Here is a 26,423-nt window from a genome sequence, read left to right as displayed (position 1 = left end):
TTAAGATATTTTTTATAAATCTTCCTAGGTAAAGTTGTATTAAGAATAAAATTCCATTAAAATTATTCTTATACTATAAATTGTAACATTTATTGGAGGAGTAAAAATGAATATAGCTTATGATTTTATAATAGCTTTAATACTAGTATTTATACTACTTATGATGAAGCAATATATTTTAGCTTTAATAGTTGTAGTAATATATGCCTTATATAAATACAATAGTAAAAAGCCCTATATACTAGCTTATAAAGGTAATGTTGCCTTTAAAAATGGAGAAAGAGAAAAAGCTTTAGAGTTTTATAAAAAAGCTTGTACATATAAAAATACTAGTGATAGTATTAGATTACAATATGCTTATCTTACTTTATACTTAGGAAATTTAGAGGAAGCTACTAAACTTTTAAAGGCAATTGACTATAATAAATTACCTGAAAGATTAAGAGCTTCATACAAAATGACAGATGCTCTAATAACTTGGAAAAATGGGAATTTGCCAAAGGCTATTGATGAATTACAAAATCTTCATACTGAATATGAACATTCAACAGTTTATGAAACTTTAGGATATTTTTTAATTTTAGACAAGCGTTACGATGAGGCTTTAAAATATAACCTTATAGCTTATGAATATGATAAAGATAATAAAGTTATAAAAGATAACTTAGCTCAATCTTATTACTTTACTGGTGATAAAGAAAAAGCTAAAGAATTATATACTGAACTTTTAAAAGAAGACCCTGGTATTCCAGAGCCTTATTATTACTATGGTTTAATTTTAAAAGAAGAAGGAAATAATGAAGCTGCTTTAGAATCCTTTGATAAGGCCTTAACTAAAAGAGAATCTTATCTGTCAGCTTTAACTAAGGATAAAATTAGAGAAGCTATAAATGAATTAAATATAAAATAAAAAAAATACTATTTGAAATAAAATTAAATATTTCAAATAGTATTTTTATATTAATTAAAAGAATTTTTAATTAATATATTCGCAACTTCCACCATAAGTTAAATATTTTAAAGGTCCTTTTTCATAACTAAGAATATTTACCCTTAAAGTAGATTCTTTTAAAATTTTTAAAATTTCTTCCTTTGAATAATTATTTTTCTTTAAGAAAATCGTATAAGGAAATGCTTCCTCTTTCTTAGGATATATTCCCTTATTATTACTTAAAGATGTTACTCCTACATCAATTAAATCTTCTTTGTTAAATTCTTTAGGTAATATAATATGAGGTTTTACACTTTCAGCACATAAATTTTGAGAAGTATTCTTAGCCTTAATATCAAAGACTATATCAAAATAATCCTCTGGATTTTCTTTATTCTCTACAGAACTATTTAAAAAATCACTTTCATTTGCACTACTTATAGAGATTTCTTCAATACTTAGATTTAAAAAATCTCTACTTTTAAACCTATAAAAAAGTACTCCTCCTATTATGAAACAGAATAAAAATGTTATTAAAAAAAACTTTTTCAAATCCTTCCTCCTAATATTAAATAATTTTCATATTAAATTTATTTAATATTTAGTTATAAGCTTTTTTATTTTAAAATAGCAGGATTTAAAATTTATAAAATACTAAGTAATTATAATATTTTCACAACCATTATCTTTAGCTATTTTTTCTAAACTTTTCATATAACTTTCATCTGTTACTAAATCCCCAAAGACCTTTATTCCTTCTTCCCTAACACCAAAGGGTCTATATTTTATAAGTTTATATCTACATTTATCACCAATTACTTTAGATACATATTTTACTGTTTTTTCATTATTTAACCCTTTAGCTATAACAGTTCTAACTTCATACATCTTATTTAGACTTAATAGTTTATTTAAATTTTCTAATACTAACTTATTTGATGATTTAGTTAGCCAAATATTTTCTTCTTCACAGGTTGATTTAACATCAAGCATAAACTTATCTGTAAGGTCTATAAGTTCATCACTTAAATTAGTGTTGCCATTAGTATCAACAAAGCAAGTTAAACCAAGCTTTTTAACTTCTCTAAAAAGCTTTATTAAAAATTCTGAGTTTAATGTACATTCTCCTCCACTAACTGTTATTCCTCTTATAAAAAAACTATCCTTTTCTATTTTCTTTAAAAGTTCTTCTAAAGAATAATCCTTAGTTTTTGGTGAAGACATATAATCACAAATCTTTATACATTTATCACATGAAATACATTCCTCTTCGTCCCAAATAACTTTTCCATTGCTTATAGATAAGGCTCCTACTTCACAATTTTCAACGCATTTTCCACAAGCTATGCATTTATTTATAGTTTCAGGATTGTGACAGTATAAGCATTTAAAGTTACACTCTTGAAAAAATATAACCATTCTATTCCCAGGTCCATCTACGCAGGAAAATGGAATTATCTTATTTACTAAAGCCATAAAATCACTTACTTTCTAATTTTTCTTTCAAAGGCATGACAATTATTTTTTGCACCCATTGCAAATACATCTGTATTATTAAGAACAGCCTCACCCTTCTCAAGTTTACAAACTTCTGAACGCTTAGCTAAATATCCTGTTACTCTAATAACCTCTGCTCCACTTCCGTAAACAGACATATATCTTATGCCAGAATTAAAAGCCCCTTTTATAATATCTACTAAAGCTTCAGGATGCTCTTTATATGTATCCTCAAAAACAAAAATATCTCCTATGCCATTATAAAAATATTCATGAAAAGGTGCTGATTGAATTATATGCTCAAATAATTCTGGTTCTTCCCCAACTGGTATTCTGCATCCTGGTGATACATTTTTATCTAAATCAATACCTACTTGTGCATGAAGAACATAATGTCCACCAAAGCAATTTACATGTTTTGCTTCATGTTTAGAAACTATTTTATTTAATCTTTCTATTATTCTTAGCCCAAGCTTATTAGCCTTTTCTGAATGCCCAAATCTCTCTTCTTTATTATTAGCATTCAATAAAGTATTTACAGCCTCTGCTAATCCTACTACCCCAAACATACCTGTAAATAATTTTTTCTGAATAAACCCTTCTTTTACTAAGAAATTAGAAGTAAAAAATTGAGTTTCTTCCACTAAAAATCTTATTCTTTCATCAATATAATTAATCATCTTAGTACTTACATAAGGAAGCACATTATCTAAAAAATCCTCTACAGAAGTAGCTTTTTTAGCAACCTCATTTAATTTTAATCTGACAAGAGTATATCCACCCCCACCAATATAAAATCCATTATAACAACTTGCTATAGCATATCTATCTGTTTTAAAACTTTTAACATCCATCTTATGATTTGCAAAACTAGGTTTAGCAGTTTTTAGGGCAACTTTTGCACATAATTTAATAAAACTTTCACTAGTATTTTCTATATCATATTTCATTGTTAAGTTTGGAACTGCACAGTTTAACTCCTCCATAGCTTCTAAAATTAATCTTCCTGCAACAGTTTCTCTAGGACCTATATTAGCGTGAACAAAAGAGTCTGTAAGTGTTCTATCTATATGCTTTAAAAATAATTTAATAGCCTTTTTAGCTTCATTTTCATCTTCTACGAAAGGCTCTAAAAGCTCATCTAAATTTCCAATATAAACAGGAAATGTAGTTATTGAAGGCACATGCTTATAAAAAATCAATAAATTATTTGTAGCCTCCCATATATCTTCTGGTACTGAAAGATTTAAAAACTCACAACCTTTTTCCATAAGTAAAGAATAATCTGGAATTATGTATCTTGGTCTAAAGGGAGCATTTCCTTCAAAAAGAGTACATATACACCCTTCGTCTATTAATTTTTTTGTTTCATCATCAATATTTAAGACATCAATTGTATTTTCTGCATATGCAGCTAAATTTTTAAGTTGTTGATTATATGTTAAAGATTCATCCTTTAATATATCTAATACTCTACCCACAGCGTTTCCCCCTTCTAAAAAATTACTTTTAAATTTATAAAAAAACAAAAAAACTTATATTAAATATAATTTAATACAAATTTATTATATATCTTTCTGTAACCGTGTACAAATTTATAGGAATAATTTTCAATTAAAAAAACTAAAAAATCTGCTAGGTAAACATTTAATACTCTAGCAGACTTTTAATTTCATAAAAATTTATGTATTTACTTAACCTGATTATTTAATTCATTTACAGTTATTGTTTTACATCCTCTTTCCTTTAATGCAGAAAGAATTTTTGTAATAGGTGAATCCTCTGTAAAGTTATAAACTTCCTCATTACTTGAAGATTTATTTGTATTTTCTATACTTCCTAAGAAAATATAAGGGTGTATAAAAAAGGAGGTTAACATTTCATTACTACAATCCTCTATTCTTTTTGATACAGTTTCACCCTTATCTTTTACATATCCTAAAGGTGCAGGAACATATAAAGTTGACTTATTACTTAAACTTACTATAGGATTTAAATTCCAATAACCTGCATAAGGTTCAAACATTACAGGAAAATAATTTTCTATTATTTTTTGTTGATTTCTATCAGCCTTATAATGAGGACTCTCAAAAAATCCTACAGGTATATTTAAAGTTTTAGCTGTTTTAAGTGCTGATTCAACAACATTTAAAACATCTTCTCTTGTACTATTAACATTCCATTTAAGTTCAACCCCTAGGGCTGTTACTTGCTCTTTATGTTGATGAGTATATCCATGTAATCCTATTACTGCCCCTCTGTTTATTAAATGGTCTAACATATTTATAAAATGAACATTTTCAAAGCTATTATTTTTAAGTAAATCATTATCAATTCCTTCTTCTGGATTTACATATCTAGGAATCCAAGCTATGTGGTAAACTATATTATTATTTTTAAAATAATCTCCTAAATACTTCATTTTTTCCATGTTATTATCTTGAGAAAAAACTCCTCCTGAAGTAACATCTTCAATTCTTATTAGGGCAGCTTTACCTTCATTTACTTCATAATTAGTATTTAAATTTTTATCCTTTCCTAAATAAAAATATATTGAATTTTTATCAGAATACCAATCATCTCTAGCCCCTATAAGTTCTTTAAAATCATTTAAAGATATGTATTTTTTATTTCCTATGTCTAAAACTTCTCCTCTTAAAGCCATATTACCTACATTAGTTAAAATTTCTTTTGAGTTTAAATCTATGTAATTATCTTTATTTAAACTGCTTAAAACTTTATTAGTCTCTAAAATAACCTGTCCATTTTTTTGTAAATCTTCTATAGAAATATAATATCTTAAATTTTTTTCATAAATATTATTTTCTAAAACAAGAGGCTTGTCTTCTATAAATATTTTTACTCCCTTAACCTCACTTATTTTTCTATCTTTTTCACCTTCAACTTCTAAATATTTAATTTTTTCTCTTGTAGCTTTAGTATCAAAAGTTATTTTGTTATCATAAGCTTCTATATTAGTTATAGCTTCTTTTCTAAAGGCTATTATTTTAAAAGCAACAACAAATAAAATAACAAGAAGAATTATTAACAATACTAGAGCTAAATCCTTCACAATTTTCTTCACTAAACTCCTCCTCTACAGTAAAAGTCATAAAAAATAAAATACATAAAAACAATATAGCATATATTGATTTCTAATTAAATCAATATATGCTATTATTTTCATTTATTTTGCCCATTCTTGTAGATTTTCTTTCATTTCTTGTAATCCATCAGTAATGGTATATTTATTTTCTTCTTCCTTTTCTAAATGCTTAATCATACCAAAAGGATGATTTAAACTTAAATCTTCTTTACCTGTTAAAACCCAAAGAGTTCTATAATTTATTGGTTTAACCTCTAGTTCCTTTTCTCCAACCCCATCTGTAAAATAAACTAGAATATGATTTCTCATATTATTTTCTTTTATATACCTAAAGACAGGTGAAAATTTTGTTGAACCATTTTTCTTACTTCTTGGTTTTATATCATTTATACCTTTTAAATCATATACTCTTCTTATTTCATCATCACATTCTATTACCGTTATCTCAGCTCTTTTATTTTGAACAATTCCTAATACTTCAGTTATTATATTTTTAAACTCTTTATCAGAAATAGAAGCTGAAATATCTATAGCTATTAAAATTTTTGGAATTGAGCTTGGTAACTTTCCTCTAAGGTCTAATCTTTCAGGAAGACGTCTATCTTTTCTTGTTATAGTTTTTCTATAACTTCCCCTTGTTGTAGGAATTATTTTCTTTAAAACTTCACTCCATTTTATTTCAGGCTTTTCTTTCATTTGTAATATTATTTTTTCTAAGTCTTTAGGAGCTTTTCCTTTATAAGCATTTATAGCAGTTTTTTTAGTTATTCCTTCTAAACTATCTGTGCTTATGGTAGATTCTTCCCACAATTCATGAGACTTTTCTTGACTTACCAATTCTCCAGAATTATTATCATCATCTGTAATTCCATATTTCTTTCTTCTTTCAATGGCTTTTTGTATTTCTTCTGCATACTTTTCCATTGGCATATCTGGTTTTAAATCTATATTATATTCTAAGTTTACATAGTCTAATCTTTTACTATAAGGTGGTAAACTTTTTATATATTGATTTATAGCAATATCCATAGCTATACTAATTGCAAGAGTTGAATACTTTCTACTTAAAGCCTTAGCCCTTTCATAATGAGACATCATTATATGATATACCTCATGTTTTAAAAGTGCTTGTACTTCTTCTAAATTACACTCTAAAATTATTCTAGGATTAAAAGCCATAGTAAAATGTCCCATTTCTGGTTTAGTTGCTATAGGCCATTTAATATCTGTTCTTATTTCTCTTTTAACATGAATTAAAAATTGACCAAAAAAAGAATTTTCCTTGTCATAAAGAGAAATTATTACACCTTCTATTAAATCCCAAAATTCTCTTTTAAAATCATCTGTTAATTTTTTATTTTCTTCCTCTGCTTCCATTGCTATATTAAGAAGTTTTCTCCTAGTTCTTTCATAATCCATAAGGCCTCACCACCTAGCTATATATATCAAAAAAGGCTTCTAAGAACTTATCTTCATTTAATAAACTTCTATATAATTTTTCTGAGTGATCACTCTTTATTTCCTTCATTATTCCAAGTCTTAAATCTTTAGGATAACAAGCTAATAAATCAGAGAATACTTCTAACTTTTTACCATAATCCTCTAAACCTTCAAGATAGAATAAAGCACTCTTTGCTATAATATACATTCTTGAATGATTTTCACTCATTATTCTTTCTCTTATATTAAATCCTAAAACATCACTTGCAAAAATTTCTTCATTAGAAATAAGTGGTTTATTAAGATTTCCTATATAAGCTATAAATTCTTGTGCTATAGTAGCCCCTACGTTTCCCTTTATAGCATTATATAATATTTCTTTAGAAAAGTTTTTTCTATTTTCTAAGTAAATTTTGTAAGCTTTAGATACTCTCTCCCAACTTCTTGGAGTTGCTTTTATTGTATCTAAAGAATTTGGTGTATGGAAATATTCTGGGAAAGTTGATAAAAACTCAATTATATTTTCATGAATTTTTCCTTCTCCCATAGCCCAGCTCATCCATTCTTTTAAATTTGAACTAATATCTATCCAAACAAATCTATCTTCCTGTGCAGGGTCCATCTCAATTACTTGATAATCACTTTCCTCATAATTATCATATTTATTTGATGGGTTCATAGCAGCTAATATGTACACATCTTCACTTAACTTATATCCATTAATTTCTCTATTTAATATAAGGTTCATAAGTTCTTGTTGAACTGCATGCTCACATCTATTTAACTCATCTATAAATAAAAGAACCTTTTCTCCTCTTTCAATATGTTCATCAATTTCCATAAGTTTTACATGAGTTGCATATCTTGTTATGCTTTTATTTATTAAATTTCCATCAAAGGTAACTTCCTTTTTTTCTACCATAGGAAGTCCACCTATTTCCCCTTCCTTAAGAAGATTTCCATCTATAGTAACTAAATGATAGTTATTTATTTTACTAAGTTCCTTTGCTAAAGAAGTTTTTCCTATACCACTTTCCCCTATTAAAAGAGGCACTTCTCCTGTCATAAGAACTAAATTAACTGTACTTAACGCTTCTTTAAAATCCACTTTAGTTTACCTTCTTTCTATAAATTTCTTTTGAAACTTATTTAATAATCCCTCTTTAAAATGTAAAATACGCTCTTTAATTTAAACTCTTTTCCTTACATTATTTTTTATATTGATAACATACTATCTACTAAGATTATCTTAGCTTTCTTACTCCCATACTCTTTTATAAACTCAACTTTATTCATTTCTAAAACTTCTAAATCAATAAAATCTAAAAGATAAGATTCATCAACATCTTCTTCTGCTACCTTCTTCATAAGTATATCCACAACCATTTCTACATCTATACTTTCATAAAGATATTTAACAACGTTAATATTATCTCCTATAAAAGTTTCTAAATCTTCATATGTATAGTTTGGTAAAAAGTTTATAGCCTCTGCATCTTCTTTAACAGCTAATCTCATAGCTTCTAAAGTTGGATTTTTTATAAATTTAATAGCTGACCAATGATTTTTAACGGCCATAATTTGAACTTCCTCTGAAGGATTTTCTATGTATTTTATTGAATCATAATCCTTAGATACAGCTATTTGCTTTAGCTTCTCTGAAGGATTTTTTATAAACTGTATAGCCCATCCTTTTGTCTTAACAGCCTCTTCCATAACTTTTTCTGAAGGGTTTTTTATAAGCTTTAAAGCATTCCATAATGATTTAACAGCTAATATACTTAATTCTTCAGAAGGGTCTTTTATATACTCTATAGTAGTAGGATTTCTTCTTACAGCTTCTTCCTTACATTTTTCACATTGATTTTCAATGTATTGAATTGTAAAAGGATTTTTCTTAACAGCCTCTAATTGCATTTCTTCTGTAGGATTCTCCACTTCTCTTATATATAAAGGATTTTCCTTAATTTTTTTTAATTCTAAACTATCAACGGCATTCATAAATCACACATCCTCAATTCTAAATTTCTCTCGATAAATGCTCAATAACTTTAACCCTTAAATAATGTGTTGCTCCGATAAAAGTTGAGTGTTTTCATCAACTTTCTAATTTACATTTATTATTATATAACAATAGATATCAAATATAAAGATATAAAACAAAAATTTAAAATAAACACTTAAAAAAATTTACTTAGTTAATTTAAATTAAATATTTATAGATGATTTTAAAAAAATAAATACCACCTTAAATTAAGGTGGTATAAAATCTTTTATTTAAATATTATACTTATCTATATCTCTTTGCACAGCATGCAATAAATTATTTAATTCCCAAACTTCGCCCTCTTCAATAAGCTTATTAAGACTTATTTGATATCTAGAAGCCTCAGCAACTTTTCCTATAGAAATAAGAGTTAATATACTATTCATTATGCTACTTATAATATCTGATTTAACTTCAAATAAGGTTTGAGCATCTTTTATTTCATCTTTTATCTCAAGCATCTCTTCATCTAAGGTAAAGGCAGCATCTGCTGCACGCTTTAATTTAAACTGTATATCCCTTGGCAAATTCTTTTTATATTTATAATTTAAAGAATGTTCTATTGTTGCCCAAAAGTTCATAGCTAAAGTTCTTATTTGAAACTCTGCAAGTATATCTCTTTGACCCTCTGCCATATTTATAGGATATCTTATAACTACATGATAGCTTCTATAACCACTTGGTTTGACATTACTAACATAGTCCTTTTCATAAAGAACCTGCATATCTTTTCTATTTCTAATAATGTTAACTACCGTATCTATATCATCAACAAATTGGCACATTATCCTAATTCCTGCTATATCCTCCATTTCATATTGGATTCTATCTATAGGAATGCTATATTTATTTGCCTTTTCTAATATGCTAGATACTTCCTTCACCCTTCCTGTTACAAACTCTATTGGTGAATATTCATTTTTTCTTCTAAATTCTTTTCTAATACTTCTTAACTTTACCTTTAATTCACTTACCGCTTGGTCATAAGGAGTTAAAAAGTCTTTCCAATTTTGTATAGCCATAGAACCACCTATTTCCTAACTCTCTTAAAGAGTTTTTTAAACTCTCCTCGCTCATTATACCAAAAAAAGTATTAAAACTAAATATTTCAAAATCTTAATTTTACATGAAATAATTTCTTTAATCTAGTATCTTCAAAGGGTCAAAGTCAATAAAATCACAACTTGTAAGCTTATAATCTATTCCATCTCTCTCCTCATTTAGAAGTCTACCTTTAAGTGCTGCTCCATGAAGATGACCATATATAACTTTATTAACACCAAATTCTTTAAATATATCAATAAAAGCTGAATCCTCAAATTTTTCATTAGTAGGAGGATAATGAATCATACATATTATCTTTTCATATCCAGCCTTTTTAGCTTCTTCTAAAGAAAGTCTTAATCTTATCTTCTCTCTTTCAAAGATTTTTTTATCTTTTTGAGTAAATTTTTCAGCTCCTTCGCAAATCCATCCTCTACTTCCACATATAGCCCAGTCTTTATAAGTGAAAAAATTGTTTTGTATAAACTTTGTATTTTCATACATACTATTAAGTTTAGAGATACTGCCCCACCAATAATCGTGGTTTCCTTTTACTATTATTTTTTTACCAGGAAGACTATTTATCCAATCTAAATCTTCTTTACTTTCTTCAGATTTCATAGACCAAGAAATATCTCCAGATATTAAAACAGTATCTTCATCCTTAACTTTATCATGCCAATTTTTCTTTATTTTTTCATGATGATTAAGCCATTTCTCACCAAAAATGTCCATAGGTTTATCTGTATTAAGTGCTAAATGCAAATCAGAAATAGCATATAACGCCATATTTCATCACCTTTCATATATGTATTTATTTTTAAATATAAGTTATATTTCCCCTTAAAATTTTTCTAAATTTATTCAGTAATTTATTATACACTTTTATTAATTATATATACAAGTTTGTCCTTAAAACCATAGAAATAAAAAAGAGTATTTAGAACATATTTATTTTAAAAAGAAATAAATATATTCTAATACTCTAGTATTTTTAGATTATAGTAAAACTATTTTATTATAATTTTTCTTACCTCTTTTTATTAAAGCTTCTCCCTTTTCAAAATCTGCTTCTTCTAAAGTTTTCTTAAAATCAGCAACTTTTTCTCCGTTTAAAGATAAACCACCTTGCTTAACAAGTCTTTTTCCTTCAGCTTTTGATGGAACAATTGAAGCTTCAACTAAAATATCTAAAAGCTCACACCCTAACTTATCTTTTCCCATTTCATAAGTTGGAACGTTACTCATATCTCCACCTTTTCCAAATAAAGCTTCCGCTGCTTGTTGTGCCTTAGTAGCTTCTTCTTCTCCGTGAACAAGCTTAGTTACTTCAAAGGCTAAAACTTTCTTAGCCTCATTTATTTTTGAACCTTCTAAGTTTGCAAGTTTATTTATCTCCTCCATTGGAACAAAAGTTAATAACTTTAAGCATTTTTCAACATCTGCATCATTAACATTTCTCCAGTATTGATAAAAATCATATGGTGAAGTTTTTTCTGGGTCTAACCATAAAGCACCGTTAACTGTTTTACCCATTTTTTGTCCTTCTGAGTTTGTTAATAATGTACAAGTCATTGCAAAGGCACTTTCTTGAGATTTCTTTCTTACAAGCTCAACTCCAGCTATCATATTTGACCATTGGTCATCTCCACCTAATTCCATCTTACAATTATATTTTTTATTTAAAACATAGAAGTCATATCCTTGCATTAACATATAGTTAAATTCTAAGAATGAAAGGCCTCTTTCAAGTCTTTGTTTAAAGCACTCTGCAGAAAGCATTCTATTTACAGAAAAATGAACTCCTACTTCTCTTAAAAATTCAATGTAATTTTGGTTTAATAACCAGTCAGCATTATTTACTAAAATAGCTTTATCATCTGAAAAATCAATGAATTTTTCCATTTGCTTTTTAATACAAGAAACATTATGAGCTATAGTTTCGTCAGTCATCATCTTTCTCATATCAGTCTTTCCACTTGGGTCTCCAATTGTTGCTGTACCTCCCCCAATTAAAGCTATTGGTCTATGTCCAGCTCTTTGCATATGTGCCATAAACATCATTGCAATGAAGTGCCCTACATGTAAGCTATCTGCTGTTGGATCGAATCCTATATAAAAAGTAACTTTTTCCTTCTCTAAAAGTTCTCTTGTTTCAGCTTCATGAGTAAATTGTTTTATGTACCCACGTTCCATTAAGGTATCTAACACATTAGCCATTTGTTTATCCCTCCAAAAAATTCTAGTCTACTTCTTTACTGCTACTTATAGTTAGCTTAGTATATAATATATAGTATATCCTTTATTATATTAATTCTCAATTGATTTTTAAAAAGCTTTTTTAATTTAACTATTAAATAATCACAGAAAAATTCAAATAAAAAATAAGAACTATAAATTTAATTATAGTTCTTATTATACCAATATAAAAATAAAATAACCTATTTTAAAATATATATTAAATCAAATTATTTTCTAATTTAAATTTTTCTATGCAACATATTTTTTAAGATTTTCTGGTATAACCTTTTCATCTCCATGAACATTTACAAAAAACTTAACATTTAATTCCTTACTAAGCTCATCTATCTTTGCTAAATACATAGCTAGTTCTTCTAAAGCAATTTCTTCTAATATATCAGCTATACTATCTACATATATACTTTCAACATCATAATCTCTAGAAGCAATTCCTTGTAAAAATCCATAAAACTGCTCATAGCTTTTTATGGAATAATTATTCATAGTTATAAGTCTAATTTTTTTATTTAACTGTAACATCATTTTATTATCATTATCTATAAATATAATACTTCCCTTAGATTTTTCTATTTCTTCATTAGCTAGTTTAACTAGGTTTTTACTTTTTCCAGCCCCTCTTTGGTTAAAGAATAGTTGAATCATCTTTACCACACCCCTTAATAGTATTTTTTAAGGTAAAAACTTGCTTTATATATAATATTCTAAAAGAAATGAAAATATTAATCTAAAGTCTTGTATTAATAAATATATTTTTTTATAAAATAAGTCTTATAGAATTTTTAAAATACATAATTCTATAAGACTAAAAATAAAATTATTTTTATAAAGTGTTTCCTGTAATTGTTGTACCATCAATTTCAATATCAATGTTAAGTTTTAAATGAGTTATTTCTATAGGCTCCTTTTCTATAACTTCATTAGGATATTTCCTATAAAAAAGGTTACCTACATTTACAATATCTATGTTACTCTTTTTAAAATTTTCAAAAAATAGTTCTAAATATTGCTTTAATATAGCCTCTTCTTCTAATTCTAAAAGACTTAATAATTTTTCATCTACTATAAGACGAGATTGAGATTCTCCTATTAAACATTTAAGTTTTATATCTTTATAAAGATTTATATTTTCTCCATCATAACTTATGGAAGTTTTTGTTTTTGCACTCTTTATATCTAAAGTTATAAAGGTATTTGGGTCTTGAGGATTCATAACTTCTAAGGTTCCACTTTTTAAATCTCCCTTTAAAAGATTATAACTCATTCCTTCTTCAGCCTTTATTCTTCTAACTAAAACCTCATTTTTAAGTAAGGCTCCTCCACTTAGCTCTAACCTTTTTTCTCCTACATCTTCTCTTATACTAAGAGCTCCTAAAACTAAAAGATTTCCATAATTCGTTCTATTTTCTAGATATTCATTAGCATTAATAGCTACAACTCTAGGACTTTTATTCATTCTTTGAACTAAATCATCAATAAAAACACCTAAATATTCCTCGTCTACAGTAACTTCATTTAAAAGTTCATCTGGAGAACCAAATAGAACAAACATATAAGGTCTTATCATAAACTCTTGATTTTTATTTATAATGTCTATGTATTTCCTTATTCCTCCCATAGCTGCTTTCTCTGTAAATATATACCCCTTACATTGAGTAAAATCTAATTTACTACTTGAATACATATTTATATCCTTTATAGCTTCTAAAACAGTTTTTCCTTCTCCCTTATATAAAACTCTTCTCCCCTTATCAGAACTTTCATTTGAACTTCTATAAGGTTTTACACAATCTAAGTAAATATCTATATTCCCAACATCATTTTCATCAAATATGATACTAGTTACAAAAGTAACCCTATTTATATCCTTATAATCATAACAACCTATAAAAGTAATTAATAAAATTACCAAACTTAAAAAACTAACTATAACTTTTTTTAGGTTCATTTTTATCATCCTTACCTACTATATCTTTTGATATCTCATCTAGTCTTCCTCTCATTATAATGTCTTTAAATTTATATCTATTTAAGGTTCCTAAAGGAAATAAATATTGATAATCACAACTTCTTAAATGTGCTAAATGAGATAATAAAACAACACTTATTAATATAACCCCAGGAATTCCAAAAAATGCAGATACAATAACTATCAATATACTCCAAATTGATATAGCACCATAAAGCTTAGGAATTAAGAAATAACATACTGCACTTAAAGCTACAACAACAATTGTTATTCTAGATGCAATACCAGCCCCTACAGCAGCTTCTCCTAAAATAAGACCAGATACTAAACTCATAGACGTTCCTATTGGCTGTGGAAGTCTTAAACCTGCCTCTTTTATTATTTGAAATAATAACATCATTATTATAACTTCTGCTACTATTGGAAAGGGAACTCCAGCTCTAGCAACAGCAAGTCTAAAAACAAACAAACTAGGTAAAACAGAAAAATGATGAGTAACTAATGCAACATAAATTCCTGGTAAAAACATAGCAATAAAAAATGCTATCCACCTTAAAATCCTTGTAAAACTAGTAAAATATCTATTTAAATAATAATCATCTGGTGTTTGAAAATTTTCTATAAAGAAATAAGGCACAGTTAGAACAAAAGGAGTTCCATCAACTATTATGCCAACTCTTCCTTCTAAAAGTTTTGCAGCTACTTCATCAGCTTTTTCAGTATATCCTACGGTATCAAAAAGAGTTTTATCCTCCCTTAACTTAGCTTCAATATAATTAGTATCTAATATAAATTTATAGTTTAAATTTTTAATCTTTTCTCTTACTTCATCTATTAATTCTTTAGGTGCCTTATCTTTTATATAAGATATGCAAACTACTGTTTGAGTTTCATCTCCTACATAAAGAGGTTCAAATTTCAAATTATGATTTTTTATTCTTCTTCTAAGCAAAGTAACATTATCAACAAAAGCTTCATTAAAACCTTCTCTAGGCCCCTTTATTACGGCCTCTGTAATAGGTATACCTATACCTCTTCTTGAATAACCCTTAGTTTCACAATAAATAACCTTTTCATACTTATCAAATATTATTACTACATCTCCTGATAAAACATGTAACAAGGTATCATTTTTATCCTTTGACCAATCTGTTATGTTTATATCTATTACCTTAGTTATAATATCCTCTTCATTTTTTATTCCCTCTTTAACTAAAGTTAATGGTTTTATAACATACTCACTTATAAATTGAGTTGAACATAAAACATCCATAAAAACTATTGTAGCCTTTCCTAAAGCTGTTTCCACCTCCCTATATTTAACATCAAAACTGTCCTTTAATTTTTCCTTTAAAAAATCTAATTGTTTTTGCATTAATTTATCACCCAAAAATATTATCCTCTAGTATTATGTTTAATATTCATTTTTTTGAGAATACTAAAATTTGAAATTACAAAAGAAATGAGGTGATTTATTTTTGGGAAAGCTAACTTCTAGACACTTTGTATTTTTTATAATAGCAGCTATAAGTACTTCTTTAGTAAACTACACCTCCCTTTTTATAAAGCTTGGGGGAAGAGATACTTGGATTTTCACTATAATATCTGGAATTATATTTTTTTTAATAGCTTCCTTTATTTTTAGTGCTATATCAAAAATAAATTATTATGATTTTAAAGAAACTTGCTATATAGCTCTTGGAAGACCTTTAGGAAATATATATTTAATAGTTTTTTCAATAACCTTAGTTTTAATATGCGTAGAATCTGCCTCTATAAGTTCTTCCTCTATAAACGTAAACATATTTGGTAATACTCCAATATGGTATTGTCTTCTGTTTTTTATAGGTACAGTATTTTTAATAGGGAAAAATAGATTTAATAGCATACTAATTATATGTATAGTTTGTGTAAGCATTTTGCTTATAATTAATCTTCTTTTAGCACTTTTAAATATAAGGTATATAGATTACACCTTTCTTTTACCTATGTTTAAAGATAGAAGGCTTTCAGAATATGCTCTATGCACCTTATCACAAATATCTTCTTTATCTAGTTTAGCCATAGTTTTACCTATTCTTCCAAGAATAGATGATAAGAAAAACTTAAAAAAAGTTTCCATAATAACAATATTATTAACTTCAGCCTTTTGTGCTCTATATGTAGTTATATTAATTTCAACCTTAGGTTCTTTGCGTTCTTCTAATATTTTTTATCCTCAATATGTTCAAACTCAAAGAATTTACTTTGGTGGCTTTGTTGAAAATGGAAATGTATTTATTATGATTTCCTCAACTCTTTCATGGATTGTAAAATATTTGATTACAATTTTTTCATTATACACAATATGGAAAGATAGGATTAAAGAAAAACGTAATTTTATAGCCTTAATTTCATTAATTGTTTATGTTTTTTCCTACATAATATCTAAGAACTCATACACTCTATTTATACTACTTAGATATTATCAATATATACTCCTAATAGTGCTATTTATCTGCCCTCTAATCATATATTTAATAGCCTATTTTACCCCTCAGAAATTTAAATATTTGAGGTAAAAAGTATTGTATTCTATTTTCTATATGATATAATCAATATATAAAATAAAATTTAGTAGATATGTATTTTATTTCTGTCCTGTAAAATTTATTTTTTTTAGTTTTATAGTATAGATTTCAAACGTACCTAGTAAATTTTACAGGAGGTAAAAGAAATGGAAGATAAAACTTTAGTTTGTAAAGACTGTGGAAAAGAATTCGTATTCACTGTAGGAGAGCAAGAATTCTTCAAAGAAAAAGGATTTGAAAACGATCCAGTTAGATGCCCAGCTTGCAGAAAAGCAAGAAAAGCTCAAAAAATGAATAGATAATTGATAATTAACGCAAGTTTATTCATAAATAAAAAGTTCTGCATTTTGCAGAACTTTTTTCATTTTCATTTATAAAAATGATTTTATTTGGAAATATTATATAGAGCCTTTTAAACTTACTATTATAAGATTAAAATTTAATTTATAAAAACTATAAGCTCATTTTTAATATATTATGGATAGATTTTTCTTTTTATGGTATATTTATGAGTATATAAAAATGAGAGAAAAGGGATGATAAAAAAATGTCAAACGTTGAGCACTCATCGAATTTTATAAGAAATATAATAATAGATGATTTAAATAGCAAAAAACATGATACAATAATAACTCGTTTTCCACCAGAACCTAATGGATACTTACATATAGGGCATGCAAAGTCTATAGTTTTAAACTTTGAATTAGGAAAAGAATTTAATGGTAGAACTAACTTAAGATTCGACGATACAAATCCAATAAAAGAAGATACTGAATATGTTGAGTCTATAAAAGAAGACGTTAATTGGTTAGGTTATAACTGGAGCGAATTACATTTTGCCTCAAACTATTTTGATGAAATGTATAAAAGAGCTTTACTTTTAATAAAAAAAGGGAAAGCTTATGTTTGTGATTTAACTCCAGATGAAATAAAAGAATATAGAGGTACTCTTACAGAACCAGGTAAAGAAAGTCCTTACAGAAATAGATCTATAGAAGAAAACTTAGATTTATTTGAAAGAATGAGAAAAGGTGAATTTGCAGATGGTTCAAAGGTTTTAAGAGCTAAAATAGATATGAGCTCTCCTAATATAAACTTTAGAGACCCTATAATATATAGAATTGCTCATACTAGTCATCATAATACTGGTGATACTTGGTGCATTTATCCTATGTACGATTTTGCCCATCCACTAGAAGATGCTATTGAAGGAATAACTCACTCTATTTGTACTTTAGAATTTGCAGATCACAGACCACTATATGATTGGTTCGTTAAAGAATGTGAGATGGAAAGTGTTCCAAGACAAATAGAATTTGCAAGACTTAATATTACAAATACAGTTATGAGTAAAAGAAAATTAAAACAATTAGTTGATGAAGGAATAGTTGATGGTTGGGATGACCCAAGAATGCCAACTGTAGCAGGACTTAGAAGAAGAGGATATACTCCTAAGTCAATAAGAAACTTCTGTAAAGCTATAGGTGTTGCTAAAGCAGATTCTACTGTAGATTCTCAAATGCTTGAGCATTTTATAAGAGAAGACCTTCAAGAAACTGCTCCAAGAGCTATGGCAGTTATAAATCCACTTAAATTAGTTATAACAAACTATCCAGAAGGAGAATCTGAAATTCTTGAAATAGAAAACAACCCTAAGGATGAATCAGCTGGTAAAAGAGCCGTTACATTCTCTAGAGAAATCTATATTGAAAGAGAAGATTTCATGGAAAATCCTCCTAAAAAATATTTTAGATTATTCCCTGGAAATGAAGTTAGATTAAAGGGAGCTTACTTTGTAAAATGTAACGAAGTTATAAAAAATGAAGAAGGTGAAGTTGTAGAAATTCACTGTACTTATGACCCTGAAACTAAAAGTGGTACTGGATTTACTGGAAGAAAAGTTAAAGGAACAATTCATTGGGTTGATGCTAAAAACTGTATTCCTGCTGAATTTAGATTATATGAACCATTAATCTTAGATGATAATGAAGAAAATGAAGGAAAGCACTTCCTTGAGCAAATTAACCCTAATTCATTAACAATATGCAAAGGGTTCATTGAGCCAAGTGCTAAAGATGCTAAAATACAAGATAAATATCAATTATTTAGACATGGTTACTTTAATGTTGACCCTAAATTTACAAGTGATGATTACTTAGTATTTAACAGAATAGTATCTTTAAAAAGTTCCTTTAAATTAAAATAGTTAAAATAAGACCTATTAAAGTTTTTAAAAACTTTAATAGGTCTATTTTTATTTTTATTGAAAATTATTATCATTTACTATTGACACATAACTACTCTTATTGTATTATAAGACCATAAGTTAATTGAAATTGATTTTCATTTATAATAAATATTTTGAAATTACGAGGTGATAATATATGAAAAAATTAAATATTATTTTTTGGTCTGGTTCTGGTAACACAGAAACTATGGCTAACTTAATAGCTGAAGGAGCTAAAGAAAAAGATTTTGAAGTAAAAGTGTTAAATGTTTCAGATGCTTCTACACTAGATGTAGAAAACTGTGATATTTTAGCTTTAGGCTCTCCTGCTATGGGCTGTGAATCTATTGAAGAAAGTGAAATGGACCCCTTCGTAGAAGAAATTTCTGGTCTTTTATTTGGAAAAGAAGTTCTATTATTTGGTTCTTATGACTGGGGAACTGGTGAATGGATGGATAATTGGAAAGAAAGAATGGAAGGCTACGGAGCAAAGGTTATAGAAACTTTAAAGGTTAATAATACTCCTGAAGGAGAAGATATAGAAAATTGTAAGACCTTTAGCAAAAATATTTAATAAATAAGGAAAGGTGGGAGAAGAAAATATGAATACAGATTTTCTCAATCTATTAAATACTCTTAACAACGAAAAATATATGAGCTCTTTTATATCCTATTTAATATCTCCAGTAATTACTGGAATTAAACCTTCTTCCACCATTACTCTTTCAAAAAAAGGACATAATTTATATAAGCTTTGGAATATGTACGGAAATTCTTTTTTAAAAGACCTTAACTTAAAGTCAATATTACTTAGAGAAACTTTAAATTCTAAAGTTATATTAATTTATAACGAAATTAATTTAATGAATACTATATATAAAAAATCTTCCATAAAATTTTTAGAAAAACTAGACTATAACTTAAATATGAATATTGATGAAATGTTAAGTCATTTATGTAAAAGATATGAAATTTTTCATTGTCCTCATGAACTTGGAATTTTCTTAGGAATTCCTGTTAAAGATGTAGAATCTTTTATGGAATGTAAAAAAAGTAAATGTCTTTTTTGTGGATATTGGAAAGTATATGAGGAAAAGAATAAAGCTAAAGAAATTTTTGAACTATATGATAGTTCAAAAGAATTAATAAAAAATCATTTACTCTCAGGTAAAGATTTAAAAGAAGTTTATAACTTAACAAATAATGTATACAAATTGAAAATTTAAATCTCATTGCTATAAAACCACTTAGATTGCTGCCATTATCTAAGTGGTTTTATTTTTATTTTAAAGGTTTTAATTATCTCTTATTTATTGATTGTTACTAGTAAACTTATAGCCTACGCCTCTTATAGTTTGTATATACTGTGGATTTTTATCATCACTTTCTATCTTTTTACGCAAATGTCTAATATGAACATCTACAGTTCTTGTTTCACCTATATATTCATATCCCCATATCTTATCAAGTAAAAGCTCTCTAGTTAAGATATTACCCTTATTTTTTATAAGCAACTTTAATAACTCAAACTCTTTTAAAGTCAATTCTACGTTATTATCACCCTTTGTTACTTCTCTTGTATTAAAGTTAACTAAAACATCACCAAATTTAATTATATTCTCTTCTTTTTTTACATTACTTCTTCTAAGTAATGCCTTAACCCTAGCTATAAGTTCTCTTATTGAAAAAGGTTTTGTTATGTAATCATCGGCTCCAAGTTCTAAACCTAAAACTTTATCAAATTCTTCTCCCTTTGCTGTAATCATCATAACTGGAATGTCTGCAGTATTTTCATTTCTTCTAATTTCTTTACATACCTCTAATCCATCTATTTCAGGAAGCATTAAATCTAGAAGTATTAAATCAAATTTTATTTCTTTTATGATTTTTATTGCTTCACTTCCGTTAACAGCTACTTCTATATCATATCCTTCCTTTTTTAAGTTGAATTTTATAAGTTCTCTAATATGTTCTTCATCATCTACTATCAATATCTTTTTATTTGACATCCGTATCCCTCCTTTTACCCCAAAACAATCATCTTATTTTATAGCTTATCACAATATTGAAAACAAAAAAAGATATACCACTTATAGATATATCTTTAATTTAAAGTACTAATTAAGTAAAACCTATTAAGTTAATATTATCTTTTTTTATATTATAATTTTTATCCTAGTTCAGTCATATCACCTTTTATAGCATAAACTATATTTTCACATACATTTGTTATATGGTCCCCTATTCTCTCTAAATATCTAGCAACAAAAATCAATTTAACTCCTTGATTTATGTTTTCAGGGTCTTTATGCATTGCAGATAATAAATTAACATAAACATCGTTATACAAGTCATCAACTATATTGTCTTCTAAAGCCGCATCATAAGCTAATTTTGTTTCATTACTATCTAAAGAATTTTTAGCTTCACTTAGCATATTTAAACAAACAGACTTCATTTTAGGAATGCCAACCATTCCTGTTATGTGTTCTTCTTTGTCTATTTTTATTGTTTCCATAGCTATATTAACAGAATAATCTCCAACTCTCTCAAGTTCAGTAGCTATAGTAGATAAAGCATATATATTTCTTAAATCCTTTGCCATTGGTTGTTTTAAAGCTATAAGTTCTATAGATTTTTCAATGATTTTATTTCTTAAATTATCTATATCATCGTCCATCTTCATAACTTCTCTAGCTAATGCAACATCCTTATTTATTATAGAATTTACAGACTTTTCTATAACAACCTCACAAAGTTCCATCATTTCTTTTGCTGAAGCTTTTAACTCCTTTATACTAACTCTTAAATCATCTATGCTCATTTATATTCACCTCTTTTAATTTTAGCCAAATCTTCCTGTTATATAATCCTCTGTTCTTTTATCCCTTGGGTTTGTAAATATAGTATTTGTATCACCAAATTCTACTAATTCTCCATTTAAGAAAAAGGCTGTTTTATCTGATATACGAGCAGCTTGTTGCATGTTATGAGTTACTATTACTATAGTATATTTGTCTTCTAATTTTCTTATAAGCTCCTCTACCTTTAATGTTGATATAGGGTCTAAGGCTGAAGTTGGCTCATCCATAAGTATTATTTCTGGATTCATAGCTATAGCTCTAGCTATACAAATTCTTTGTTGCTGTCCTCCTGAAAGTCCTAAAGCTGAAGATTTTAATCTGTTTTTAACTTCATCCCAAATAGCTGCATCTCTTAAACTTTCCTCAACTATCTTATCTAAAACCTTTCTATCTTTTATTCCATGTATTCTTGGACCATAAGCAACATTGTCATATATGCTCATTGGGAAAAGATTAGGTTTTTGAAAGACCATTCCAACCTTAGTACGAAGAGCTATAACATCATTATCTTTATATATATCATTTCCATCAACCTTAACTTCTCCTTCAATTCTTACTATAGGAATTAAGTCATTCATTCTATTTAATGTACGAAGAAAGGTTGACTTACCACAGCCTGAAGGTCCTATTAAAGCTGTAACTTCGTTTTCTTTTATATCTATGTTAATTTTTTTTAATGCATGATTACTTCCGTAAAATAAATCTAAATCTCTTACTTGAATTTTTATATTTTTATCGCTCATCTTAATACCACCTTAAATTAATAGTTTGCCTTATTAAATTTTTTAGCTATTAACTTAGCTGAAATATTTAGTACTAATATTATAACTATAAGAACTATTCCAACTGCCGCTGCAGTTTCTATATCACCTTTTTCCTTTGTTACAAGGTATGCTTGAACTGTAAGTGTTCTTGCACTTGAGAAAATTCCCTTTGGCATTTGAGCAACAGTTCCAGCAGTAAGTAATATAGCAGCTGATTCACCTATTATACGTCCTATAGATAATATTACTCCTGAAAGTATTCCTGGCATAGCACTTGGTAATATTACCTTATATAAAGTTTGAAATTTAGTAGCTCCAAGTCCTAATGAAGCCTCTCTATATGAAGCTGGTACTGTTTTTAAAGCTTCTTCTGTAGTTCTTATTATTACTGGTAAAATTATAATTGCTACTGTTAAAGAACCTGCTAAAATTGAATATCCCATCTTTAAAGCAACTACAAAGAATATACCTCCAAATAATCCGTAAACAATTGAAGGAATACCAGCTAAGCTTTCAGTAGCAAATCTTATGAACTTAACCATTTTTCCTTGTTTAGCATATTCTTGTAAATAAACAGCTCCTAAAACACCAATTGGTGTTGCTACTACTAAAGAAAGTAAAACTGTCCATAAAGTTGTTACTATCATAGGAAGTATTCCGCCACCGCCTTTAGCAGAATAATTACTTGTTAAAAATGTTAAATTTATTTTTCCTATACCTTTTATAAAGATAAATCCTAAAATAACTACTAGAATTCCTATTGTAAATATGGCTGATAACCAAACTAAACCATTTAATATATTATCTTTAACTTTTCTCATATTTATTTACCACCCTTGTTAGAAATTCTGCTAAGCACTAAGTTAAGTATCAATATGAAAGTAAATAATACTACTCCTGTTGCAAATAGCATTTCTTGATGAGTTCCAAAAGCGTATCCCATCTCTAAAGCTATATTAGTTGTAAGTGGTCTTACACTATCCATTATTGAAGTTGGTATAACTGGAGTATTTCCAGCTACTAATATAACTGCCATAGTTTCTCCAATTGCTCTACCTATTCCTAAAACAACCCCTGTCATTATTCCTGATTTAGCAGCTGGAACAACAACTTTAAATATTGTTTCTGTCTTTGATGCTCCTAAAGCTAAAGAACCTTCTTTATAAGCATTAGGCACAGCTCTTATTGCAGTTTCTGAAACTGCTATTACTGTTGGTAACATCATTATTGCTAATACTATAATTACAGCTAATAAACTTTGTCCCTTAGGTAGTTTAAAAATATCTTGTATTGCAGGAACTATTATAGCTAGTCCAAAAACTCCATATAATACTGATGGAATTCCAGCTAATAATTCAACTGCACCAGACATTATTTTTGAAAATCTCTTAGGAGCTATCTCTGCTATAAATATAGAAGTTAAAATTCCTATAGGAACCCCAATTATTAAAGCACCTACTGTAGCACCTAAAGAGGCAACTATCATAGGTAAAATCCCGTATTTATTTGCACTTGGTATCCATTGTGTACCAAAGATAAAGTCAGTAAAAGAATATCCTTCTAATATAAAAGGTCTAAGCCCTTTATAAAAAACAAATCCTATTATTAAAAGTAAGCTTACAACAGCTACACAGGCACTAATTAAAAAGATTTTTTCACTTAATTTTTCTATAAAATATTTTTTCTTATTGTTTTGGCTTTTAGCTTCCATTTTTACCTCCACCTTAAAATTACTATCTTTTTAAAAGAGGTAACCTAGTTTACACTTATTAATCCCTCTTCTTCGACTATGTCTTGTCCTTCTTTACTCATTATAAAATCTATAAATTTCTTTGAATTATCATTTAAATTTTCTTCTTTGTAAACAAGTAAGAAAGCTCTTGATAACTTGTATGCTTTATCTTTTACATTTTTTGAATTTGGCTCTACTCCATCTATTTCTACAGCTTTAACAGAATCATCTACATAACTAAAAGATATATATCCAATAGCATTTTTATTTCCTGAAACCATAGTCTTTATACTTCCAGAACCATCAGAGATTTGAGCTTTTGGGCTTAACTCCTCTGAATCAAATCCAACAATTTCTTGAAAAGCATCCCTTGTTCCTGAACCATCTTCTCTAGAAACTAAAACTATCTCACTATCTTCTCCTCCAACATCTTTCCAATTTGTTATTTTCCCTGTATATATATCCTTAACTTGCTCCATAGTAAGGTTTTTAACTGGATTTTCCTTATTTATAATTACAGCCATCCCATCATAAGCAATAGCTTTTTCAGAAATACCTGTTTCTAGTTCTTTCTCCTTTAAGTCTCTTGAAGAAATTCCTATTTCTACAGTACCATTTATAGCATCTTTAATTCCTGCTGATGAACCTAATTGATTTACTTCAACAGTAACTTCTGGCATCTCCACTTCTTCAAAGACTTCTGCTTCTGATTCTATTAAAGGACCTACAGAACTTGAGCCTGAAATTTTTATTATATTAGCTCTAGACCCTCCACATCCTGTTAATAGAACTCCAATAGTTAAAATCCCACTTAAAGCAACTATTATCCTTCTCTTATTCATTTTTTCCTCCGCTTATACAATTTAATATACATTTTTTATTTTTATTTTTTATTTCGCTTACAAGACTAATGTTATTTTCCTTAAGTTAAGTTAATATTAGTTTTATGTTAAATCTATGTAAAACAAAAGGAAAAAAATCCTAGGAATACTTTAAATTCTTCCTAGGATTAAATGTATATTAAATATATAAGCGAACTATTTTACTTTTATTAAGTGTTCATTAGAAACTATATCTTGTCCCTCTTCACTTAATATGAAATCTATAAACTCTTTTCCTGGTTTTGTTATATTGTCTTCTTTATATACTAATAAGAACGGTCTTGAAACTTTATAAGATTTATTTAAAACATTATCAGGAGTAGCTTCAACACCATCAACCTTTAATGAGCTTACACTATCATCAACATAACTAAAAGATATATATCCTATAGCATTATCATTTCCTTCTACTAAGGATTTTATATTCCCTGAACCATCTGATATTTGAGAATCAACAGTTAATTCTTCTGCTGTAAACCCAACAATCTCTTGAAAAGCATCTCTTGTTCCTGAACCATCTTCTCTAGAAACAACAACTATAGGAGCATCATTTCCTCCAACCTCTTTCCAATTTGTTATTTTCCCTGTATATATATCCTTTATTTGTTGCATAGTTAAATCCTTTACTGGATTATTTTTATTAGTTATTAGAGCTATACCATCATAGGCAATTTCAACTTCATTAAGACCTGCTTGCTTTTCTTCATCCTTAAGGTCACGAGAAGCCATTCCTATTTCTGAAACTCCATCAATAGCATTTTTAATTCCTGCTGAGGAACCAACTTGATTTACTTCTATATTAACCTCTGGAACTTTAGTCTTAAATGCTTCCGCTTCTGCTTCTATAACAGGCCCTACTGAAGTTGAACCAGAAATACTAACTGCCTCACTTCCTCCTTGTGCTTCAGCACCTGAAGAACCACATCCAACCATTGCGAAAGAACCTATAAATAAAGTACCTATAATTGCTATTAATCTCTTTTTAAACATTTTTAAAATTCCTCCAAAAATTTATAACTTATTATTTTGAGTACATTTTTATAGTATATTCTCAATGTTAAAAAGAAATTATGATAAGGTTAAGTCCATGTT

26 protein-coding genes are annotated in these 26,423 nt (G+C 27.5%); 6 read left to right on the top strand and 20 right to left on the bottom strand.

Features of this window, described 5'->3' with window-relative positions:
- Positions 1-106 precede the first annotated feature (106 nt).
- Positions 107-910 carry a tetratricopeptide repeat protein gene (locus AC4FRL_RS00290; RefSeq protein WP_491137945.1) on the top strand — a complete coding sequence of 268 codons (804 nt, stop codon included), beginning with the start codon at positions 107-109 and terminating at the stop codon, positions 908-910.
- Positions 911-976: 66 nt separating this feature from the next.
- On the opposite strand, the gene AC4FRL_RS00285 is transcribed toward AC4FRL_RS00290, so the two are convergent.
- The 13 genes from AC4FRL_RS00285 to AC4FRL_RS00225 all read right to left on the bottom strand — a co-directional run bounded on the left by AC4FRL_RS00285 (position 977) and on the right by AC4FRL_RS00225 (position 15,668).
- A complete protein-coding gene (locus tag AC4FRL_RS00285) occupies positions 977-1,483 on the bottom strand; it encodes a hypothetical protein (protein WP_491137944.1) in 507 nt (168 codons plus the stop codon).
- 102 nt (positions 1,484-1,585) lie between these two features.
- Positions 1,586-2,407 carry a YjjW family glycine radical enzyme activase gene (locus AC4FRL_RS00280; RefSeq protein ID WP_491137943.1) on the bottom strand — a complete coding sequence of 274 codons (822 nt, stop codon included), beginning with the start codon at positions 2,405-2,407 and terminating at the stop codon, positions 1,586-1,588.
- A gap of 8 nt (positions 2,408-2,415) precedes the next feature.
- Positions 2,416-3,909, bottom strand: a complete 1,494-nt coding sequence (locus AC4FRL_RS00275; protein WP_491137941.1) for a YjjI family glycine radical enzyme — start codon at positions 3,907-3,909, stop codon at positions 2,416-2,418.
- Between the two features lie 209 nt (positions 3,910-4,118).
- The gene (locus AC4FRL_RS00270; RefSeq protein ID WP_491137940.1) at positions 4,119-5,513 is read right to left on the bottom strand and encodes a polysaccharide deacetylase family protein; all 1,395 of its coding nucleotides are present in this window, start codon (positions 5,511-5,513) and stop codon (positions 4,119-4,121) included.
- A gap of 102 nt (positions 5,514-5,615) precedes the next feature.
- The gene (locus AC4FRL_RS00265) at positions 5,616-6,953 is read right to left on the bottom strand and encodes a vWA domain-containing protein (protein WP_491137938.1); all 1,338 of its coding nucleotides are present in this window, start codon (positions 6,951-6,953) and stop codon (positions 5,616-5,618) included.
- Between the two features lie 13 nt (positions 6,954-6,966).
- The gene (locus tag AC4FRL_RS00260; RefSeq protein WP_491137937.1) at positions 6,967-8,082 is read right to left on the bottom strand and encodes an AAA family ATPase; all 1,116 of its coding nucleotides are present in this window, start codon (positions 8,080-8,082) and stop codon (positions 6,967-6,969) included.
- A 107-nt stretch (positions 8,083-8,189) separates the two neighbouring features.
- A complete protein-coding gene (locus AC4FRL_RS00255; protein ID WP_491137936.1) occupies positions 8,190-8,975 on the bottom strand; it encodes a hypothetical protein in 786 nt (261 codons plus the stop codon).
- Positions 8,976-9,251: 276 nt separating this feature from the next.
- Positions 9,252-10,043, bottom strand: a complete 792-nt coding sequence (gene yjbM, locus AC4FRL_RS00250; protein WP_491137935.1) for a GTP diphosphokinase — start codon at positions 10,041-10,043, stop codon at positions 9,252-9,254.
- 118 nt (positions 10,044-10,161) lie between these two features.
- Positions 10,162-10,854: a metallophosphoesterase gene (locus AC4FRL_RS00245; RefSeq protein ID WP_491137934.1), complete on the bottom strand. Its 693-nt coding sequence runs from the start codon at positions 10,852-10,854 to the stop codon at positions 10,162-10,164.
- A gap of 210 nt (positions 10,855-11,064) precedes the next feature.
- Complete coding sequence (gene tyrS / locus AC4FRL_RS00240) at positions 11,065-12,285, bottom strand: tyrosine--tRNA ligase (protein ID WP_491137932.1); 1,221 nt, start codon at positions 12,283-12,285, stop codon at positions 11,065-11,067.
- 270 nt (positions 12,286-12,555) lie between these two features.
- Entirely contained in the window at positions 12,556-12,969 is a 414-nt protein-coding gene (locus tag AC4FRL_RS00235) for a hypothetical protein (RefSeq protein ID WP_491137931.1), read from the bottom strand.
- A 178-nt stretch (positions 12,970-13,147) separates the two neighbouring features.
- Complete coding sequence (locus tag AC4FRL_RS00230) at positions 13,148-14,272, bottom strand: Ger(x)C family spore germination protein (RefSeq protein ID WP_491137930.1); 1,125 nt, start codon at positions 14,270-14,272, stop codon at positions 13,148-13,150.
- On the bottom strand, positions 14,247-15,668 hold the full coding sequence (locus tag AC4FRL_RS00225) for a spore germination protein (protein ID WP_491137928.1): 1,422 nt from the start codon (positions 15,666-15,668) through the stop codon (positions 14,247-14,249). The genes AC4FRL_RS00230 and AC4FRL_RS00225 overlap by 26 nt, the downstream gene beginning before the upstream one ends.
- 103 nt (positions 15,669-15,771) lie before the next feature.
- On the opposite strand from AC4FRL_RS00225, the gene AC4FRL_RS00220 reads away from it, so the two are divergent.
- From AC4FRL_RS00220 to AC4FRL_RS00200, 5 genes are all read left to right on the top strand, one after another.
- Positions 15,772-16,854 (top strand): GerAB/ArcD/ProY family transporter, encoded by a 1,083-nt coding sequence (locus AC4FRL_RS00220; protein ID WP_491137927.1) that lies wholly within the window; start codon positions 15,772-15,774, stop codon positions 16,852-16,854.
- 155 nt (positions 16,855-17,009) lie between these two features.
- Positions 17,010-17,165 carry a zinc-ribbon domain-containing protein gene (locus AC4FRL_RS00215; protein ID WP_491137925.1) on the top strand — a complete coding sequence of 52 codons (156 nt, stop codon included), beginning with the start codon at positions 17,010-17,012 and terminating at the stop codon, positions 17,163-17,165.
- Positions 17,166-17,410: 245 nt separating this feature from the next.
- Positions 17,411-19,069: a glutamine--tRNA ligase/YqeY domain fusion protein gene (locus tag AC4FRL_RS00210; protein WP_491137924.1), complete on the top strand. Its 1,659-nt coding sequence runs from the start codon at positions 17,411-17,413 to the stop codon at positions 19,067-19,069.
- A 178-nt stretch (positions 19,070-19,247) separates the two neighbouring features.
- On the top strand, positions 19,248-19,664 hold the full coding sequence (locus AC4FRL_RS00205; protein WP_491137923.1) for a flavodoxin: 417 nt from the start codon (positions 19,248-19,250) through the stop codon (positions 19,662-19,664).
- Positions 19,665-19,692: 28 nt separating this feature from the next.
- Positions 19,693-20,316, top strand: coding sequence for a DUF3793 family protein (locus AC4FRL_RS00200; RefSeq protein ID WP_491137922.1), 624 nt, complete (start codon positions 19,693-19,695; stop codon positions 20,314-20,316).
- A gap of 84 nt (positions 20,317-20,400) precedes the next feature.
- Here AC4FRL_RS00200 and AC4FRL_RS00195 read toward each other — a convergent pair whose 3' ends face one another.
- The 7 genes from AC4FRL_RS00195 to AC4FRL_RS00165 all read right to left on the bottom strand — a co-directional run bounded on the left by AC4FRL_RS00195 (position 20,401) and on the right by AC4FRL_RS00165 (position 26,321).
- Positions 20,401-21,099, bottom strand: a complete 699-nt coding sequence (locus AC4FRL_RS00195; RefSeq protein WP_491137921.1) for a response regulator transcription factor — start codon at positions 21,097-21,099, stop codon at positions 20,401-20,403.
- A 161-nt stretch (positions 21,100-21,260) separates the two neighbouring features.
- Complete coding sequence (gene phoU, locus AC4FRL_RS00190) at positions 21,261-21,914, bottom strand: phosphate signaling complex protein PhoU (RefSeq protein ID WP_491137920.1); 654 nt, start codon at positions 21,912-21,914, stop codon at positions 21,261-21,263.
- 21 nt (positions 21,915-21,935) lie between these two features.
- Positions 21,936-22,697: a phosphate ABC transporter ATP-binding protein PstB gene (pstB, locus tag AC4FRL_RS00185; protein ID WP_491137919.1), complete on the bottom strand. Its 762-nt coding sequence runs from the start codon at positions 22,695-22,697 to the stop codon at positions 21,936-21,938.
- A gap of 17 nt (positions 22,698-22,714) precedes the next feature.
- Positions 22,715-23,539 (bottom strand): phosphate ABC transporter permease PstA, encoded by an 825-nt coding sequence (gene pstA, locus AC4FRL_RS00180; protein WP_491137918.1) that lies wholly within the window; start codon positions 23,537-23,539, stop codon positions 22,715-22,717.
- A gap of 2 nt (positions 23,540-23,541) precedes the next feature.
- On the bottom strand, positions 23,542-24,429 hold the full coding sequence (gene pstC / locus AC4FRL_RS00175) for a phosphate ABC transporter permease subunit PstC (RefSeq protein ID WP_491137917.1): 888 nt from the start codon (positions 24,427-24,429) through the stop codon (positions 23,542-23,544).
- Positions 24,430-24,473: 44 nt separating this feature from the next.
- A complete protein-coding gene (locus tag AC4FRL_RS00170) occupies positions 24,474-25,292 on the bottom strand; it encodes a phosphate ABC transporter substrate-binding protein (protein ID WP_491137916.1) in 819 nt (272 codons plus the stop codon).
- 195 nt (positions 25,293-25,487) lie between these two features.
- Positions 25,488-26,321 carry a phosphate ABC transporter substrate-binding protein gene (locus AC4FRL_RS00165; protein WP_491137914.1) on the bottom strand — a complete coding sequence of 278 codons (834 nt, stop codon included), beginning with the start codon at positions 26,319-26,321 and terminating at the stop codon, positions 25,488-25,490.
- Positions 26,322-26,423: the final 102 nt, after the last annotated feature.

It is taken from the genome of Clostridium sp. TJA032, assembly GCF_058310275.1.
This window is presented reverse-complemented; position numbering and strand designations above follow the sequence as displayed.